This is a genomic window from Halorubrum sp. Ea1, assembly GCF_002252965.1.
In the GTDB taxonomy this organism is placed as follows: Archaea; Halobacteriota; Halobacteria; order Halobacteriales; family Haloferacaceae; genus Halorubrum.
The window spans coordinates 1-19168 of the sequence record NZ_NHPG01000074.1 but is presented as its reverse complement, the minus strand read 5'-3'; the positions used below and the strand labels follow the sequence as shown (position 1 = coordinate 19168).

14 protein-coding genes and 2 pseudogenes are annotated in these 19168 nt (G+C 61.9%); 7 read left to right on the top strand and 9 right to left on the bottom strand.

The window, feature by feature from the left end:
• Both DJ73_RS09670 and ppk1 read left to right on the top strand, forming a co-directional pair.
• Positions 1–788 (top strand): annotated as a pseudogene (locus DJ73_RS09670) (RNA-guided endonuclease TnpB family protein); the annotation flags it as partial.
• A gap of 81 nt (positions 789–869) precedes the next feature.
• Positions 870–2782, top strand: a pseudogene (ppk1, locus tag DJ73_RS21205) (polyphosphate kinase 1); the annotation flags it as partial.
• A 139-nt stretch (positions 2783–2921) separates the two neighbouring features.
• Here the strand turns inward: ppk1 and DJ73_RS09660 are convergent.
• The 7 genes from DJ73_RS09660 to DJ73_RS09630 all read right to left on the bottom strand — a co-directional run bounded on the left by DJ73_RS09660 (position 2922) and on the right by DJ73_RS09630 (position 10581).
• Positions 2922–3605: a metallophosphoesterase family protein gene (locus tag DJ73_RS09660; protein ID WP_094557850.1), complete on the bottom strand. Its 684-nt coding sequence runs from the start codon at positions 3603–3605 to the stop codon at positions 2922–2924.
• A 158-nt stretch (positions 3606–3763) separates the two neighbouring features.
• Complete coding sequence (locus DJ73_RS09655) at positions 3764–4789, bottom strand: AbrB/MazE/SpoVT family DNA-binding domain-containing protein (RefSeq protein ID WP_094525049.1); 1026 nt, start codon at positions 4787–4789, stop codon at positions 3764–3766.
• 2 nt (positions 4790–4791) lie between these two features.
• A complete protein-coding gene (gene phoU, locus DJ73_RS09650; protein ID WP_094525048.1) occupies positions 4792–5463 on the bottom strand; it encodes a phosphate signaling complex protein PhoU in 672 nt (223 codons plus the stop codon).
• A gap of 4 nt (positions 5464–5467) precedes the next feature.
• Positions 5468–6406: a phosphate ABC transporter ATP-binding protein PstB gene (pstB, locus tag DJ73_RS09645; protein ID WP_094525047.1), complete on the bottom strand. Its 939-nt coding sequence runs from the start codon at positions 6404–6406 to the stop codon at positions 5468–5470.
• A 5-nt stretch (positions 6407–6411) separates the two neighbouring features.
• Positions 6412–8040 carry a phosphate ABC transporter permease PstA gene (gene pstA, locus DJ73_RS09640; RefSeq protein WP_094557849.1) on the bottom strand — a complete coding sequence of 543 codons (1629 nt, stop codon included), beginning with the start codon at positions 8038–8040 and terminating at the stop codon, positions 6412–6414.
• Positions 8040–9173 (bottom strand): phosphate ABC transporter permease subunit PstC, encoded by a 1134-nt coding sequence (gene pstC, locus DJ73_RS09635; RefSeq protein WP_094557848.1) that lies wholly within the window; start codon positions 9171–9173, stop codon positions 8040–8042. Before pstC ends, pstA begins: the two co-directional genes overlap by 1 nt.
• Before the next feature lie 163 nt (positions 9174–9336).
• A complete protein-coding gene (locus tag DJ73_RS09630; protein WP_094525044.1) occupies positions 9337–10581 on the bottom strand; it encodes a PstS family phosphate ABC transporter substrate-binding protein in 1245 nt (414 codons plus the stop codon).
• Positions 10582–10777: 196 nt separating this feature from the next.
• Between DJ73_RS09630 and DJ73_RS09625 the strand changes: the two genes are divergently transcribed.
• The 3 genes from DJ73_RS09625 to DJ73_RS09615 all read left to right on the top strand — a co-directional run bounded on the left by DJ73_RS09625 (position 10778) and on the right by DJ73_RS09615 (position 13939).
• Entirely contained in the window at positions 10778–11716 is a 939-nt protein-coding gene (locus DJ73_RS09625) for a halo transducer protein (RefSeq protein ID WP_094525043.1), read from the top strand.
• Positions 11717–11860: 144 nt separating this feature from the next.
• Positions 11861–12730, top strand: coding sequence for a hypothetical protein (locus DJ73_RS09620; protein ID WP_094525042.1), 870 nt, complete (start codon positions 11861–11863; stop codon positions 12728–12730).
• A 153-nt stretch (positions 12731–12883) separates the two neighbouring features.
• Positions 12884–13939, top strand: a complete 1056-nt coding sequence (locus DJ73_RS09615; RefSeq protein ID WP_094525041.1) for a PAS domain-containing sensor histidine kinase — start codon at positions 12884–12886, stop codon at positions 13937–13939.
• Between the two features lie 173 nt (positions 13940–14112).
• On the opposite strand, the gene DJ73_RS09610 is transcribed toward DJ73_RS09615, so the two are convergent.
• The gene (locus DJ73_RS09610; protein ID WP_094525040.1) at positions 14113–14535 is read right to left on the bottom strand and encodes a low molecular weight phosphatase family protein; all 423 of its coding nucleotides are present in this window, start codon (positions 14533–14535) and stop codon (positions 14113–14115) included.
• Positions 14536–16934: 2399 nt separating this feature from the next.
• On the opposite strand from DJ73_RS09610, the gene DJ73_RS09605 reads away from it, so the two are divergent.
• Positions 16935–17432 (top strand): hypothetical protein, encoded by a 498-nt coding sequence (locus DJ73_RS09605; protein WP_094525039.1) that lies wholly within the window; start codon positions 16935–16937, stop codon positions 17430–17432.
• A gap of 677 nt (positions 17433–18109) precedes the next feature.
• Positions 18110–18418, top strand: a complete 309-nt coding sequence (locus tag DJ73_RS09600; RefSeq protein WP_094525052.1) for an amphi-Trp domain-containing protein — start codon at positions 18110–18112, stop codon at positions 18416–18418.
• Positions 18419–18484: 66 nt separating this feature from the next.
• Here the strand turns inward: DJ73_RS09600 and DJ73_RS09595 are convergent.
• Positions 18485–19168: RNA-guided endonuclease TnpB family protein (locus DJ73_RS09595; protein ID WP_141212931.1), on the bottom strand; the 684-nt coding region annotated here is incomplete at its 5' end.

The following is a 19168-nucleotide window of genomic DNA, read 5'->3' as shown; positions in this document are numbered from 1 at the left end:
ATCGGATTCAACAAAGCAGTCCGGACAGTTTGGGCGGGTGAGGAATGGGAACTCCACTTCGTCTGTAAGGTCGAGATCGACGTGGCTGAAGCCCCCGGTGAGAAGACGGTGGGCGTTGATCTCGGTATCAACAACTTCGCCGCGCTCGCCTACGAGGACGGTCACAGCGATTTGTATCCGCTGAACTGTCTGAAGCAGGACGACTACTACTTCAGCAAGCGGATTGCCCAGTGTGATGACTCGAACTCCGAGCAGGCCACCCAGCTGAATCAAAAAAAGTCGGCTCGTCGTACCCACTATTTCCACACGCTCTCGAAACACATCGTTCAGCGGTGTGTTGAGGAAGGTGTTGGAACGATCGTAGTGGGTGATCTCTCAGGGATTCGCGAAGACGATGACACTGATGAGTCGAAGAACTGGGAAAACACGGCAATCTCGACTTACACTCGTGGGCATTCGACCGATTCACCGACCTCCTCGAATACAAGGCGGAGATGGAAGGTATTGTCGTTGAGGAAGTCTCCGAGGAGGACACGTCGAAGTCGTGTTCTTGCTGTGGTCGTAAACGTGACGCGAACCGTGCTGAACGTGGGTTGTACGTCTGCGACGACTGCGGTACAGTGGCGAATGCTGACGTGAACGACGCTGAGAACATCCGACAGAAAGTATCTCCGAGTTCACCGAATCTGTCGGTGAATGGGAGTAACGGCTGGTTGGCACAGCCATCGACGTTCCTGTTTGACAAGGAAGCTGGTGCATTCGCACCTCAAGAACGGGTCACGTCGTAAACCACAATATCCCAACCCAGCGGCACGGTGCCGTGGGAATCCTCGCGCTTCAGCGCGGGGAGGATGTCAAAGGCGGACGCACAGGAGAAGCTAAGCATCCACTTTCAAGAGTCTATCCTTCCCACGCTGACACCGCTCGCGTTCGATCCGGCGCACCCGTTTCCGTTCATTTCGAACCTCTCGCTTTCGCTCGCGGTGCTCTCGTCGAACGGTGCCGACGAAACGACGTTCACTCGGACCAAGATCCCGCCGAATCAACTTCGGCTCGTAAGTGTTCCCGACGGGAACAGACGGTACGTACTCATCGAGTCCAACCTCAACCTCCTGCTCCCCGACCTCAAGATCAGCGACGTGTACAAGTTCAAAGTTACACGAAACGCCGAGGTGCGGCGTGACGAGGAGGTGGCCGAAGACCTCATCGACATGGTTGAGGAAGTCCTCGAACAGCGTCGCTTCGCGACGGTCGTCCGTCTGGAAGTCGACGACGAGATGCCCGAGGAGTCACTCTCGATCCTGAAGAGACAGCTTGAGGTGGACGACCGAGAGGTGTTCTATCGAAACGGTCCGATCGACTTCGAGGACTTCTTCGAGCTCGTCGATCTCAATCGTCCCGATCTCAAGCCCTCGGAATGGACCCCGAAACCACACCCGCGACTCTGGTCGGTGACGAACGATATCTTCGAGGAGATTCGGGCGGGTAATATCCTCACGCATCACCCGTATCACTCCTTCGAGGGGACGGTCCAGCGGTTCCTCCACGCGGCGGCGAACGACCCGGACGTGCTCGCGGTGAAGGCGGTAATCTACTGGACCGCAAGCGATTCGAAGGTGATCCAGAGCCTCATCGACGCCGCCGAAAACGCGAAATAGGTGGCGATAATGGTCGAACTGAAGGCTCGGTTCGATGAAAAAACAACCTCGAGTGGGTTCGGCAACTCGAAGAGGAGGGGATCCACGTCGCCTACGGGACCGTGGGTCTGAAAACACACGCGAAGACGGCGCTCGTCGTGCGCCAAGAAGACGAAGGTTCAGCTCTACTCGCACGTCGGCACCGGTAACTACCACTCGGGGACAGCGAAGGGGTACTCGGACCTGGGGCTGTTGACCGCCGACCGGGATATCGGATTCGACCTCACAAAGGTGTTCAATTTCTTCACCGGACCGACGCTCGACGACCGCTTTCGGAAGCTCCTGATCGCACCTGTGACGATGCGGGAGCGGTTCACGGAGATGGTCAGGCAAGAGGCAAAACACACCCGCGCCGGTCGGCGGGCGCGAATCGTGGTCAAGGTGAACGGGCTCGAAGGCCCCTTGATGGTCGAGGAGCTGTACCGTGCCTCAATGGCCGGAGTCGATATTGGTTTGATCGTCCGAGACATCTGCCGGCTCCGACCCGGCGTCGAAGGGGTGAGCGACAACGTCACCGTACACTCGATCGTCGGCCGCTTCCTCGAACACGCCCGGATATTCTACTTCGAGAACGAGGGCGAACCCCGGTGGTATATCGGATCGGCCGATTGGATGACTCGCAACCTAGACTACCGCGTTGAGGCGGTCGCCCCCGTCGAGACCACGGAGCTCCGAGAGCAGCTCCGGTTCGTCTTGGAGGCCTCCCTGAGCGACAACCGCCGTCGGTGGGTGATGCGGAGCGACGGGAGCTACGAACGGGTCTCAACCGACGATGGACTGATACAAGACATCCAAGAGCGCTGATGGCGGCCACGGAGGCAGCTCTTGACCGCGGATACGGGCCCGGAATGGCGGTCGATCCGGACCGTATCGAAGAGGAACTGCTCGTCGAGAACGTCGGAGAGAGCGAGCCGGACGCCGACCCCGCGGAGCCCAACGGGATCGCTCCCGATAACGACGGAGGACGACCGCATTCGGACGGCGGCGACGCGTCCGTCTTCGACGCATACGGCGAGCACTGGTATCGTCCGGACAGCGACACGTACAGTTGGGTGGTCCGTACGACCGACGGTGAGCGACGATAGTTCAAGACACGGGGTGGGGCGCGCCGTCGGCTACGGGCAGAGTACAACGGCTCTGAGGGCCGAAACGAGGAGTAAATCAGCGGCATCATCGTCGCTCCGCTTCCACAGAGACGGACTTGACCGCAGCCGTTGAGGCCGCTTAGGCGGGATCGACGACCTTCGAGCTGGCGCGATCCTGATGTGTCTTCGACGCGACGGTACGGAACTCGTCGTTCCGGTAATCGTATGCGGTGAGCTCTCCGCCGTAGACGCAGCCGGTGTCGAGCCCGACGGCGTGTTCGCGCTCCACCGGCCGATCGTGGACCGTGTGACCGAAGAAGACGCGGTGCGGTCCGTCGTAGTCGTCGTACCAGAACGGCCCGTCGTACCCGTCGCCATGTGGGGAACGCATCGTCAACAGCTCGTCGGTGGCGTGGTCTTCGAGCGATCGTTCGGGGTCGACGCCGCCGTGCACGACGAGGACGGTGTCGAACGAGATCGCGATCGGAAGCGACTCGAAGTACTCTCGGTCCCCCTCGCGGAGCCAGTCGGGGTCTTTGTCGCCGCGCAGGATCTTCTGTTCGTTGTTCCCGCGGACGCTGACGAGACGCGGGTCCGCGCGGACGAAGTCGACGACGCCGGGGCTGTCGGGGCCCTTCCGCACGAGGTCGCCGACGAAGATAACGAGGTCATCATTATTTAATTCGAGCCGCGAAATGAGCCGTTTGAGTGCGTCCAAGCTCCCGTGAACGTCTCCGACGACGTAGATATCTTCGTACCGATCGACGTCGAACCGAGTGTGATGTGTTTCGATGTCGGCGCCGAACTGAGGTTTCGTGCTCATGTATTGGTGTTAGAGGGAGCGTGCGTCCCCGTTTGAACCGGCGTTCAATCACGTGTAGCCACTCGCCCGGTTAAGCCGTTTCTAATAGCGGACTATACCGCTATGTAGCCCTCGTGGGCGCGGGTCGACTGTCGTGACGTCAGGAGGGGTCAGCGGCGTTAGTTCGCCCGTTCCGGCTCTGGATCGCGTATCGACTCCCCGCAACGGACCGCGCGACGGAGGCCGACCTCCACGATGCGATCGCCGCACTCAGCGGTTCGGCGCAGTCCCCGCGAGACGCGGCGGAGCTCTGCTGCGTCGCTCCCGCCGTCGGCCAGTTTTTGGTCGAAGGCGTCGAGACGCTCCCGGATCTGTCGCAGGTCATCAATTGCGGTCCGTGCCACGTCGACGTTCGCGTCGCCGAGGACGACGTCCACCCCGTCGGACACGGTCCCGCGGACCGCGTCGCCGATGTCGCGACACTCCTCCAGTCGCGCCTCCACGGGGGCCTCGTCGAGCGATGCCGCGGCGTCACCGATTTCCGCCGCGGCGTCGCGGACGCGATCCAGCTCGCGCATCGCGGTCCACGACTCGAACAGCTCCGAACGGTTCTTCCCGAGGGAGTCGACTTCGCCTAGGTCCGCCATGCTACAGGAGACGGACCGTTCGATCATCGCCGACAGGCGGTCGACCTGATCTTCACGGGAGCCGATTGGCGGCGAGTCGGGGGGTGACACGAGGGCAGCGACGGCATCGCGGTGGACCGAGCGCACGGTGAACGCCAGCTGCCGGAGCGACTGGCTCACCGACACCTCCTCCGAGTCCAGCATGATCCGCACCGTCGTCCCGGCCCCCGACTCCGCGGTAACCGACATCCCAATCCGCTCGCGGGCGACCCTCTCGACGACCCGCCGGGCTTCCGGCGTGAGCGGTCCGTCCCGCTCGATTGTGACCTCTCGCGCGCCGGCCACGTACGCCGCCCGCAGCGCGCGCTCGATCATCTCCGGATCGCTGGACTCGATCAGAGTGGCGGACGGCGCCTCGTCGCCGGTTCGCTCTCGCGCTTGGACCGCCAACACCCCGTCGATGTAATCGTGTAGCGTCACGACGTCGCCGGCGGAGAGGCCGTGCGACTCGGCCCATGCCTTCGGGAGCGAGACCGTGTACGTTCCGTTTCCGACGGTCTGAATCTTTCGCGTTTCCATAATCAGTAGAGCAGCTCCGGGTCGTTCTCGACCATGTACAGGGTGCGCGCCGCGATATTCACGGCATGGTCCGCGACCCGCTCTAGGTCTCGGATCGTCAGCAGCACTCGCGAGACATCGTCCAACAACCGCTCGGCGGCCCACGAATTGTCATCGTTCTGCGCTATCAGGTCTCGGGTGACGCTCTCGCTGGCGTGTTGACACATAGCATCAACCTCGTCGTCGGCCTCGGCGATCGCGCGACACTCGTCGGCGTCCCGCGTCTCGTACGCCGCGAGGCTGCGTTCGAGGAGCGCGCGCGCCGCCTCCCCGAGCGCCTCGATCTCCGCGTCCGGCGCGACCGTCCGCGTCGCGGTCCGCGAATAGTTCGCGAGGTTGACGGCGAGGTCGCCGACCCGTTCGAGGTCGGTGATGATCTTGAACGAGGCAGTGACGAACCGGAGGTCGCCGGCGACCGGCTGCTGGAGCGCGAATAGGTCGACGCAGCGGTCCTCTAACCGCAGGTACGTCTCGTTTATTGCGGCGTCGCCGTCGATGACGTCTCGCGCTAGCGACTCGTCTCGGCGCTCGATCGCTTCGAGGCTCCTGTCGAGTCGCTCGACGACTTGATCGCCCATCGCGAGCACGTCGGACTGGAGCTCGTCGAGCGAGTCCTGATAGCGTTCCCGGGGCATGCGATTACCCGAACTTCCCCGTAATGTAGTCTTCGACGCGCTCGCTGTGCGGGTCCTCGAACACCTGGTCGGTGTCGCCGTACTCGACGAGCTCGCCGCCCGTGAGGAACACCGCGGTCTGGTCCGAGATGCGCGCGGCCTGCTGCATGTTGTGGGTGACGATGACGACGGTGTACCTCTCCGAGAGGTCGTCGATCAGGTCCTCGATCTTCGCGGTGGCGATGGGGTCGAGCGCCGACGCGGGCTCGTCCATCAGGATGATCTCCGGGTCGACCGAGAGGGCGCGGGCGATACAGAGGCGCTGCTGTTGCCCGCCCGAGAGCCCGAGCGCGTTGTCGTCGAGGCGGTCGCTCACCTCGTCCCACAGCGCTGCGTCGCGGAGGCAGCGCTCGACGAGTTCGTCGCGCTCCTCGGCGTCGCTCCGGTTCAGCAGCCGGGCGAGCAGCCCGGTATCGAGGTCGCCGTGCTTCTTCGGGCCGTAGGCGATGTTCTCGCGGATCGACTTCGGGAACGGGTTCGGCGACTGAAACACCATCCCGACCCGCTTCCGAAGCTCGACGAGGTTGACCCCGTCCTGATAGATCTCTTCGCCGTCCAGCTTCACCGAGCCGTCGATCCGGGCGGAGCTGACCCGGTCGTTCATCCGGTTGAGACAACGGAGGTACGTCGACTTCCCGCAGCCGGACGGGCCGATCAGGGCGGTGACGCTCTTCTCCGGGATCTCCATCGAGACGCCCTTCAGGGCGTGGTCGTCGCCGTAGTGGACGTCGAGGTCCTCGACGGTCATCTTCGCCTCACCGGCGAACTCGTACTCGGTCCACTCGTCGCGGGTCTGCTCGACGGTCTCGCCCGTCGTCGTGGTCAGCGGCTGGTCGGTGTCTGTCGTTTCGGTATCTGTCGTCGCGGTCTCCGTCTGCGTCTGTGGAGTAGTGTTCTCGCTCATTGGATTCAGGTGTGCTTGAGGCGCCGCCGGAAGTAGTAGCGCGTCGCGATGCCGATCGCGTAGAAGGAGAGGACGACCATCAGGAGGACCAGCGCCGTCGCCCAGCGGAACTCGTCGGCGTTCCCGACGTTGCTGCTCGCGCCGACGCCGGCCGTGATGAGGGCGTACAGCTGGTACGGGAGCGCCGAGGTGGCCTGGAGGAGCTCCGGGTTCGCGACGAACGGCGGCGCTGCCGTGAACTGGAAGCCGCCGATGACGTCGGCCGTCTGCTCGCCCGGAACGAAGGTGCCGCCGGCCATCGTCAACAGGATTGGCGCCGTCTCGCCGGCGATCCGGCCGACACCGAGGATGACGCCGGTGACGACGCCCGGGAGGGCCGCCGGCAGCACGACGCTCCGGATCGTCTGCCACTTCGACACGCCGAGAGCGGCGCTCGCGTCGCGGTACTCGTCGGGAACGGAGAGCATCGCCTCGCGCGAGGTGATGACCACGAGCGGCAGCAGCATGAAGCCGAGTGTGATCATGCCCGAGAGCAGCGACTTCCCGTTGCCGAACCGCGGGATGAGGAAGGCGAACCCGAACAGCCCGAAGACGATGCTCGGGGTGCTCCACAGCCCGTTCGTCGCGACTTCGACGACCTGCGTGAACCGGCCGCGCTCGGCGTACTCGGTGAGGAACAGCGCCGCACCGACGCCGAGCGGGACCGCCAGCACGACCGCGCCGATGACGAGCCAAACCGTACCGACGATCGCCGGCAGCACGCCCTGGAAGTCGTTGAACAGGGCGACGCCGTTCATGAGGAACGGAACCGAGACCGGGAGCGCGACCGACACGCCGAAGATCGACGTCGTCGGTCCGGTCCCGAGTCCGAACTCGGTGCCGTTCAGCAGGCCGGGGATCCCCTGAACGACCACGAAGGCGACGAGGATGAACAGGAAGGCGACGATGGAGAGCGCGTTCACGTAGACGAGCGCGTACGCGCCCATGTGTCGCCCGCGGGCGCCGAAGCCGCCGTACGCCTTCGCCGACGCCCAGCCTCCGTACAGCGCGCTGAACAGCGTCGAAACGGGGATGAGGAACTCCGCGGTGATCGCGGCCTGCTGTGCCCAGCCGAGTTCCCACACCCACGTCGGGCCGATGGCGCCCGTCAAGAAGACGAGCCCCATCACCCCGAGGAGGGCTCCGAGCGGGACCGTCGATCCGAGGTCCTCGCGCGGGAGGACGGTGGCCGCGAACACGACGGCGCCGGTAGCGACCCCGGCGACGACGCCGACTCCCGCGCCGAGGCCGAGCGTCTGGCTCGCGACGCTACCCCCGATGACGACCCACGGGATGGCGGCGCCGAAGCCCGCGATGAGCCCGGCGCTCGGGTCCGGATTCGTCTCGACGTAGCCGAACCGCGACCCGACGCCGAAGGCGATCACCGTGACGCCGAGCGCGGTCAGGAGGCCGCCGAGCAGCGTCACGGTCTGCACTCCGACGATCGTTCCGGTGAGGCTGATCCGTTCGAACATCGCAGCGATGGCGAGCGCGAACAGCACCGCCGAGAGCCCGACGGCCACCGCGGCGACGGCGTCCGTCTGGTTCGTCTCCGACTCGACCAGCCGCGTGTCGGTCTGGCCCGCTCCCGCCATCAGATCTCACCCCCCAGTCGCTTGTGCATCCGCCATTCGATGTACTGCGCGCCCACCGAGATGACGAGGACAGTGACGAACAGGATTACGCCGGCGACGAACAGCGCGTCCATCTGGAGCCCGTCGGCCTCGCCGTAGTTCCGCGCGATGATCGAGGTCAGCGTCTCCTGGCCGTAGAAGACGTTGACCAGCGGTTCCGTGAGCCGGGGGACGCCGCGGAGCATCACCGTGGCGGCCATCGTCTCGCCGATCGCCCGGCCGACGCCGAGCAGGACCGCGGCGGAGACGCCCGAGAACGCCGCCGGCAGCGTGATCGAGGTCATCGTCTGCCAGTCGGTCGTCCCCATCGCCAGCGACCCGCTCTTCATCGACTCCGGGACGCTGCTTAGCGCGTCTTCCGCGACAGAGACGACAGTCGGGAGCGCCATCAGGCCGACGACGATGCCGACGAAGAGGTACGACCCCTGTCCGACCGTCTGGAACTGGTCGGAGGCCCACGGGCCGAGCACGGTGAAGCCGATGAACCCGTAGACGATGGAGGGAATGCCGGCGAGGATCTCGACGCCCGGCTTGACGACCTCGCGGACGGTCGCGGGAGCGATCTCCGAGAGGAACAGCGCCGCCGAGACGCCGAGCGGCGCGGCGACGGCCGACGCGATGAGCGTCACCATCACCGTGCCGTGGATCATCGGCACCATCGAGTACCGGATCGGCGGCGAGACCGCGTCCCAGTTCGGCTGGATGAACATCCGGAGCCCGGGGACCGTGATCCCGTACACCGTCGCGCTCTCGTACCGGATCACCGGGATCGACTCCCGGAAGATGAACACGATGATCAGCCCGAGAATGAGGATCGTCGACACGGTCATCATCAGCGCGATGAGGTACGCCGTCTCCTCCTGATAACGGACCCAGCCAATCGCCGACGAGGCGAGGAAGGTGGCGAAGGGGACGATAGTCCAGTTCGAGACGGCGAGGAATCCGGCGAGCGCGCCGAGGAGCGACAGCGCCATCACCGCGAGGATCGCCAGCGCGGCCGGTTCGGTCTCGTCGGCGAACCGCTTGGTCCGCCGGACCTGCTCGGCGACCGCGCTCCGGATCCGTCCGTCTCGGGGGTCTGTTACCTGTGCCATGGATTTGGTATGAGTGGCATGTGCGTTTCGTGTATCATAGAAGTGTTTTCACATCGAAGGCGGATTCCGAACGTCTCGGGAGCGCGGGCGTCCGGGGGAGACGATCCCCGGGCGGCGCGACGGCCCTATCACGGCGTGTGACGGAGTCCGATTCGGTTCGGACCTACGGCGCCAGCAGGTCCTCGGTGGCGACCGACGAGACCTGCTCTTTCATCGATTCGAGGTCGCTCGTCGGGAGCGGGATGTAGTTGTTCCCCTCAACGAAGACGGTCTGTCCGTACTCGTTGAGGAACATGTTAACGAACGCCGCCTCGCGCTGGTCGTACCCGCCGCCGTCGGGGTTGCTCTCCTCGATGAGCGTGTACATGTGGAGGTCACGGTTGAGCGGGTAGCTGCTGTCAAAGATGGTGTTCTCCGCGTCACGGCTGGTCTCGTACAGCGTCCCGTCGAACTCGATGGCGATCGGGGTGACTGTCTCGCTGGTGAACGCGAGCGCCATGTACGCGATAGCGCCCTCGTTCTGGGAGACGGCCTGGGCGACTTGCTGGTTCTGTCCGAAGCGCGTGTCCACGCCCGACATCGAGGCGTCGGCGCTGCCGAGCATGTTCAGGCGGAACGAGGTGTCGGTGCCCGACCCCTCGGCGCGGCCGATGGCGTAGATCTCCTGGTCGTAGTCGATGCCGTCGATCTGGTTCCAGTTCGTGATCTCGTCCTGATAGATCCCGCGGATGTCCTCGCCCGTCAGTTGGGTGACGCCGGCGTCCGCGACGTCGGAGCTGATGACGACCGGCTGCCCGTCGCGGCCGACGACGTTGTCGACGACCTCGTTCTGGGCCTTCTCCTCGCTCCAGCCGAGCTCGGCCGTGATGGGGCCGGAGGAGTTGCCGATGTCGACGAGCCCCTCGGTGACCGCCTCGCAGCCGGTTCCCGAGTGGCTCAGGCCGACCGTCGTCGGGAACGGCGGCGAGGAGCGCTGCTCGGTCGGCTCGAAGCCGAACTTCGAGGCGAAGTAGTCGGCGAGGAGCATGTCGTCCGCGCCGTCGGACGAGAGCGCGTTCCAGCCGGGGACCGAGCCCTCGTCGTTCGCGCCCCAGTACTCGCCGTCGCTCGGCGGGGCGTTGGAGTTCCAGTACGAACTCCCCGTGTTCGAGATCGGGTACACCGTCGACGAGCCCTCCGCGTTGAGCAGGGCCGTGCTCGGACCGGAGCCGCCATCGCCGCCGTCGCCGCCGTCGCTGCCGGACCCGCCGTCACCGCCGTCACCGCTGGAGCCGCCGTCACCGCCGTCACCACTCCCGCTCTCGCTCTGATCGCCACAGCCCGCCAGGCCGGCGGTGCCGAGCGCTCCCGAGGTGATGAGGACCTTCCGCCGCGATACGACGCCGTCAGTCCAGTTCCGGTCTGACATCAACTGAGGGGATACCTTACTATAAAAAGAAAGCTTATAATTCTAATATATTCGAGGACAGAGAGCCACGTAGCGGTACCCATCCTATATATTACCCTTTCGGCTATATACTACGCAATATCGGTATGTTGGGGACTGTTCATGAATGATCGACTCTGACGGAAGGTATAGGGCCCCCCGTCGGAAATGCCGAGGTATGAGTGAGTTCGCGCCCCCAGAGGTTCACCTCGACGAGCTCGTCGACGACGTCGCCGACCGGACGGGTGAGGACCCGGAGTCGGTCCGGACGTGGCTCGACCCGTTCACCGACGACGGGAGCGTCACGCCCGAGGCGATCGAGGCGACCGTCACCGACGTCTCGCAGATACTCGCCACCGCCGAGACGCGGGTGGACCTCGCGACGCGCACCGTCGAGGACGCGAGCGACGCCGTCGCCGACGTCCCGAACCTGGAGATCGTTGGGGTCCGACAGAACGCCTTCGAGGAGCGGCTCGCCGATCTTCGGTCGGACGTCGAGGAGCTCGGCGGGGAGCTCTCGGCGGCGGCGAACGACCTCGACTCGCCGGTCGATATCTACGAGGCCGCCGTCAACCTCCACGAGGTGACGACCGACGCGCAGCGGATCGTCCGTGTCGCTCACGACCTCGAAACCGAGATCGAGGCGTTCGAGGCGTGGCTCGGATCGGCTAACCGACGTCGCGACGCGCTCGTCGACGACGTCGAGGCCGCCGAGGAGTCCGTCGAGTCCCTCGGAGAGACCGTCGAGTCGCTTCGGAATGTGGACGACCCTGGCCTGGAGCGGTGGTTCGACGCGGCCGTGCAGGCGCGCGTCCTCGACGTCGTCGTCGCCGATCTCCGGGCCGAGGCGGCCGGCCTCCGCGAGTGGGCGGAGCGCGAGGACAAGTCGTTCCCGGACGACGTCGAGACGCGGATCGAATCGATCCGGGACGAGGCTACGGCGAGCGCCTCGGCGCTCGCGGACCATCCCGACTGGGACGATCGGTTCGACGAGCGGCTCGAGGATCTCGACGCCGCGCTCTCAGCCGTCGAACCGCCGGTCGCCTGGGGCCGCGTCGACGAGGTAATTCAGGAGGCACGCGAGGGGATCGCGGCCGACGGACCGAGCGGGGACTGAGGACAGGTCGCCCGGATTGCGGCCCCGATGACTCCGTTTTCGATCCGGTCCCCAACCCGGGGACGGATCAGCGATGCGTCGGCGGTGGCGATTGTAGCGCGGGGCGCCAACAGCTTCATTATCCGGTGACCACGAGAAAAAATTGTGTCTCAAAGGGGCCCCGCTGCGATCGCAATAGCGTTTCTCCTTGTTCTCGCGGGGTGTGGGGGCGTCGCCTTCGATGACCCCGCCCCGACGACGGACCCTCCGGCGACGGGTTCGACGTCGAACTCAACCACCGTCTCCGACGAGACGCTCGCCGACGCCGAGTTCCCGGAGGGGTTCTCCCGGTCGGAGATCGATATCGCGACGGCTCGCAGGCTGTCGATCACGTTCCTCCGGACGGAGCCGGTTTCCGGGGTCGCTCTCGAACGATTCCGTCCCGGCGCGTACGCCGACTACCAGTACGAAGCGAACGCGACGCGGACCAGGTTCCGCCTCGACGTGCACAACGGATACGCTGACGTCAGCCAGAGCGACGTCTACGTTGAGTCGAACGTTCGACACAGCCGTAGCGGGCGGAACGGGCAGGCCGCTTTCGAGGCGACGAACGGCTCGGTGGACGAGACTCGGTTCCGCGCGGCCGATTCGATGTGGGCCGTGGTCTCCAGGATTCTGACGATCGGCGAGTTTCGAGCGGTCCGGGTCACCGAGAACGCCGACGAACGCCGCATCCGATACGCGATCACCGACGTCGCCGCCCGGAACGCGACCGACGTTCGAGGGTACCTGACCGTCGACGGAGACGGGGTCGTCCGAGAGGCTCAACTTCTGTACGGCCAGGGGGGCGAGCCCAAGCGGTTCCAGTACAGCGTCACGTCCCGTTCGGCGAGCGGCGTCGCGCCGCCCGCGTGGCTCCCCGCCGCTCGCGCGAACAGTCGCTTCGAACCCGGATCAGAGACGAACGTGGGATCGACGGTCGACGGAACGAACGACAGCGAGAATAGTAGTCGGTGGGTTAGGATCCGCGGGTAGCCGAGACCCTGTCGTTCGAGCTGATCGGAGTAGTTGGCGTCTTTTTCCAACATAAATGACAGTCTTATGGCATGACTGGTAGCCGATTCGATAGAGAAATATATATTCCTCATAGTAACACCAAAGAGTCGTACCCCCCGTTTTCACCGTGTCGTGTCCTCAAAAAAGTCGGTGGCGCTCCCGTCCGAATACGACACACTATACCTCGGTATCGGACTGTACGATCCGAGCTCCGGAGATATTCTAGATGCGAACGAGCGGTTGGAACAGATACTCGGATACCCCCTCGATAAGCTACGTAGGCTCTCGGTGGACACGTACACGGCGAACACGTATCCACAGTCGGCGTCCGAGTTCCGCGACCGGCTCCGAGCGAGCGCCGACGGTGACCCGCAGCGGTTCATCTGGCGAGCCAAACGAGCCGACGGTGAGCTCGTCTGGCTTCAGCTGCATGTATCTCAGCAGCGCTTCTCAGAGCGGGATTGCGTCATCGTCGAGGTCCGGGATATCACCGATCACTACGAGTCGCGTCACCGGGCCGAGCTGTTCTGGCGTATCCTCCGACACAACCTTCGGAACGAGGCGGCGATCATCCTGGGCTATGCGGATCAGATCGCGACACACAGTAGAGTCGAGGGGATATCGGAGAGCATCGCTGCGATTCGTTCCCGCGGTGAAAATCTCGGTAGCATGGCCGAATCGGTGAAAGAGATCGAACGAGCGATCACGGACGCCCGGGCGGAACACGTCCGGCAGCCCGCGCTGGCCACCGTCAGGGAGGTCGCAGCCCGAACGAGGGCCGAGTACCCCGCCGCGGAGATATCCGTCGAGGAACGCGAAGAGATGTGGATCGAAGTGAACGACGCGTTCGGTTACGCGGTCAGACACGCGGTTGAAAACGCGATCGTTCACAGCACCGAACGGGCCCCGACCGTCGAGATAACGGTCGGGCCCTCACCGAACACCGGTCGCGTCGAGATCCGAATTAAGGACGCGAATCCGACGATCCCGACGGAGGAAATCGAGGCGCTGTTCGCACCGGCCGAGACCACGAACACGTCTCACGGGTCAGGGATCGGTCTGTTCGCGATGAAGTGGTGTATCGAGTCCCTCGGTGGCGAAGTGATGTTCGACACCCGAACGCCGCGAGGGAACGTCGTCCACCTGTATCTCCCGTCGAAGCGGCCGCCCGATACGGCCGATGAGTGACATCCACGCGACGACCCGAACGAGCGGCTCCGTTGAACCCCCCTGGACCTGAGATGAAGCCCGTGTCGAACGAAGCGGACGGAATCAGGGCGGCCGGATCCCACAGATGAGCCCGTTGAGATCCGATTCTCCGGGCGAATCCTTGCCTGAAACGGCCGGTCTAGGAGACTTGCCTACCGCTCGGAAGTGTATTCGTCGAAGAGCGTTGAAACACGCTGCTGGATCTCATCCCGGATACGGCGAACCTCTTCTAATGACCGTCCGTGCGGGTCGTCAAGTGCCCAGTCGCGGACTTCGACGTCCGCGTTGAGTTCCAGTGTCGAACAGCCCATCGTTGCAACGATGGTCGCGTTGTTGAGGTCCGTCGTCGAGACTTTCTGTGGAACACGGTCGGAGAGGTCGATATCGACCTCCGCCATCGCTTCGACGACCTCGGGATGGACCTCCTCAGCGGGCTGTGTTCCCCCCGTTAAGACGTGTACTGTGTCTTCAAGCCCGCGCCGTGAGCGTTCCCGTTCGGCGAACGCTGTCGCCATCTGACTTCGGCCCGCGTTCTGTACGCAAACGAAACCAAGCGTTACCCTCTCATCGTTCATACGATGTCTAGTATCAAAACAATCATAACACTATCTAAGATTGATATTGAGCGGTATATAGACCGCACCGAGCGGAACCGGGGTTGAACTATCACTAATAAGGATCTGTTAAAATCCTCAAACGGTGATATATTTTCGGCGGCGTGCTGAATACAGAGCGCGCACGCAGCAGACGGACCAGAGGTAAGTGATCGCTCGTCGCACTCGCCGTGTGGAGAACAGGTTATCCGCTGGCGGTCGTAAAATAAATTATGATATTCACAAAATAGTTTATTGACTGTGCTGATCCGTAGCATATGCTCGATTGGGTCCCCGAAAACCCCAAGGTGCGGGCTGCTGCTGCCTCGATTAGTGCGGTGTTTAGTGCTTCCGTCTACTCGAGAGTTACTCCGCTGGGGAGATCGAGCGTTGAGACATCGAACATTTCGGTACCTGTGGCGGTCACGCTCCGGCCGAGAAGCCCCGGTCGCGAAACGTGGACTTCGAATCCACAGTATAGTTGCCGGGGGAGCGCGGTACTCGACGGTCGGAAGCGACCCGCGACCGTGATCGTTCCATCGGAATGCACCTCAGGAGCGTGGACAACAAGATCACGTCGAGAATCGTGATAGCCGTAGGTTGTCTGTATCTCGGGCCATTGGTTCGGGTGGACAAACGCTCGGAGGCCTGCGACGTCATCGTAGCTCCGGGGAATACCCAGTCGGAACCGAAACCAGTCTGCCTCATAGCCTTTGAATCCCTCTCCAGCGGCGATCCCACCAACCGTAGAATTCAATCGAAAGGTCAGGACTGGTTCGCTCGGTTGCTCTGGCCCGGCTGTATCAAACGCCCGGAGCCGTATCGCTGCGTAGCCAATACCGTCGTTATCATCGCCGTTCTCGACAGCGCGTGCGGGGTAGTCCCAGAGTATCGTTTCGCCGTCTGTTCGAGTAGCGACGTCGACGTCATCGGTAGTTCCGAGACTGCGACCAGAACACCCGGCTAAACTGAGGCTGCTAGCCGTTATACTGCCGGCGACAAACTCCCGCCGAGAGTGAGTGGAGGGCTTCCCAACCATGGTTACGGTGCTGTTTCAGCACTCTGTATAATTTATTTTTCTTTGATCCAGTCAGGCGTTACTGGATGAGCAGGCAGGTAATGACATGGCATGTGTCGCAATACTTTCCGTCCACAAATCAAGCACGACCACTGTTCGATAGACAAAATTATTGACTGTTTGCAATTTGTTCGACAGCTATCACTAGTCGATAAAAAAGGTATAGAAGAAATATACTCACTCCGATACTCAACAATCCACCCCACACGCGGCCCAGAGTACGAAATTAGCAGTAACAAGCATACTGTACAGGAAGGACAAAACGAGTAGGCTGACGACGGTGGGTACGGTAAAGCGAGGAACTTTGTTTCGCAGATCGGCGACAGCCATATGGGGTAGATGAGGTTTAGCTATCTTAAATTCTGTGACGTTTTGTGGAGCTCACGGCCGTGCTACCGATGTGGTTCAGCGTGAAATATCCGGAATAAGCACCTTGTCGCGCTGATATATGAATATTTTATACCATCTTTGATTGTCTTCGAGTAGTTAGCGAAACCACTGCAAGTTGAACGTGAGTCGCAATTCTTTGATGACAAATTGGCAGATGGAAAAAATATACAGCAATCTTGGTCAGTCGGAATCAAAGAATCAAGCCCAGAGACATGATTTGGACTCTCTGAGACTACTCCGTGGTAGAGCAGCCATCAAAATTAGGAATACTCGGCATATCTCTGAACGTTCCATCGAAGTCAATTCGAACAGTTACAGAATAGCAATCACCCCGTCGGCTTGTCGGATACGTCCGCTGGATTGAATCCGCACCTCCGTCAAGTCGTGCACTGACCGTATATTCGCGTGCACCGGTTGGAATTCCGTCTTGTTGAGTGAGAACTGGTTGTGGCTCGTCACCCGGGGGAACGCGCTGGGTTGCTTCAAATACTGTTTCGTTGTCGCTTCCTATTTTCACCCGGACATCGTGAGGGACATCATCCATGTTCAAGAAGACGAGTTCACCAATCCTTGTACGTGAGCGAGCAAAGATTCCGATACATCCAGTCATTCCCACTGCAACTCCAGCACTCAAGGCAGCTAAGATCCTGCGACGTGAATAGTTGGCAGACATGTTCTGCGCTACATTATCCGACCGTCAAAACGTCTCTGGGACTGGGCATGCAGTTCGCAATATCACTGAAACCCTGTATCAATAGGAAATGTCTGATAAAAATGAGCACCTCGTGATGTATGCATCATCTGTATTCAGCAGCCGGTTCCTTTCAGTATCTGAGGATTTCAACAGGGCCACTAATAAAGGATTTCGACGGAGCCCGCAAGTACTTTGTAATGGTCGATCGTACCCGAACCGGTGTCGCGTCGAGACGTTGTCCTCCCGCTCATCGTCCTGCTCGTTCTGATGACTGCCGGGTGTACGGCCTTCGACGCCTCCTCCGCCGACGTGACCGTCGAAAATTCCGAGTCGTCGAGATACCAGATGACGGTCTACGTGTTCGAAGAGCCGGTCGGCGCGGGCAACGTCACGTTTCGGGTGACGAACGAGACAGGCACCCGGAAAACGATAGGATTCGCTCAACTCGAAACCGGTGGTCCATACTTCAACCACTCCCTAGGCAAGGAGTGGAACGCGACGGAACGCCAAGTGGCCGTCCCGGCGAACGAAACGACGACCGCCTCGTTCGGCGCCTGGGAGCCCAGCACGGCGATCGTATACGTGTTCGAAGGAGCCGACGGGCGCGTGATACGGACCGATTTTGCCGAGTGCGCGTCAGGCTCACTGAGTCACACCTTCGTGTTCTCGGAGGGACCCGAAAACGGGTACCGAACGCACTGTCCACCGGCTCCGTAGAAGCACTCGATCCCGCGGTTCTCACGGTTACACCGGACACAAACCGGTCTCCGAGAGATCACTGTCCAACTCGATTTCCTGTTCGGCGAGACCGCAGGCATCACTGACCGAAGCTCGCGGCGGCGCCGAACGAGAACGTGGTAGCCGCTGACGTGTATCACGGCCGCTTCGGTGGCGGGAACAGGGCGGTCCGAACGTGGTGTGGGCGCTTGACTGATTTCGTAGACTAATTCGCATCTCTTGCCGGCGGCCGACTCCTCTTTTTCACCCTCAGTACCCACCGATATCCGGTCAGTGTCGCGGGTCATTTGTTCTACACCAGTGCCCATCCTCGACCGCGAGTTGAGCGATTATAATAGGCGAATAGTTGGGTTGACGGCGGCACTGAGAAGCATATACTCATGGGGCCGCTTTCGTTCTGGTATCATCAATTCTCGATCGTTAGACGCGTTTACCACCCGTCCTGTGTCGGGACAGCTTCCTTCGAGCGCCTGCGCCAACAGTCGAAAGAGTGCTGAACACGAGTAGGATTCGAAGGGTAGACTGAGACGAGCGGTTACGCATGACAGGGTGGAGCGCAGTGGACTGTCCCGAGGGGGTAGCCGCGGTATCTTCACCGCTCGCCGTACAGTGACGGTACCACACCATTTATTTAGGTTCGCCTAAAATAGTACATGATGACACAATCCGACGCTAATACTCAAGATGAGAAGGAGAGCGACCTGACCCTCATCAGGGAGGGGCGAGACTTCGAACAGGAGTACCGTCTGTCCGCCGCTGAGGCGGGGCGTTTCTTGGTTAAAGTCGGTGAGCAGCTCCAGGAGAGCGATGAACTAACCATAACCGGTGACGAGTGGGAGCTCCCGTTTAGTTTCGGTGAACCGGTCGAGCTTGAAGTGGAGTACGAAGGCTATGGTGAACAGGAGCTGGAAATAGAGGTCGAGATCCCTGGGCGGACCGACGAGACGGCACCGTCCGTTGATTGACATCCTCCCCGCGCTGAAGCGCGAGGATTCCCACGGCACTGCGCCGCTGGGTTGGGATATTGTGGTTTACAACGTGACCTGTTCTTGAGGCGCGAATGCGCCAAGCTCTCTGTCAAACAGGAACGTCGATGACTGTGCCAACCAGCCGTTATTCCTATTCACCGACAGATTCGGTGAACTCGGAGATACTTTCTGTCGAATGTTCTCGGCCCCGTTCACGTCTGCGTTTGCCGTCGTCCCGCACTCGTCGCAGACGTACAACCCACGCTCGACACGGTTCGCCTTCCGCTCGCGGCCACAGCACGAGCATGACTTCGACGTGTCGCGCTCAGACACCTCCTCAACGGAGATACCTCCCATCTCGGCCTTGTAGGTGAGCAACTCGGTGAAGCGGTCGAACGCCCACGAGTGTAAGTTGAGGTTGCCGCGTGTGCCCCAGTCCTTCGACTCACCGTTCTCGTCATCCTCACGGATGCCAGAGAGATCGCCGATCACAATCGTCCCGACATCCTCCTCGACACACCGCTGGACAATGTGTTTCGAGAGCGTGTAGAAGTAGTGCGTGCGTCGCCTCGATTTCTTCTGGTTCAACTGCGTGGCCTGTTCAGAGGTCGAGTCGTCACACCGAGCCAGCCGCTTGCTGAAGTAGTAGTCGTCCTCTTTCAGACATTTCAACGGGTACAGCCCGCTGTAACCATCTTCGTGGGCGAGTGCCGCGAAATTGTTGATAGTGCTTTGTTGAATCCGATG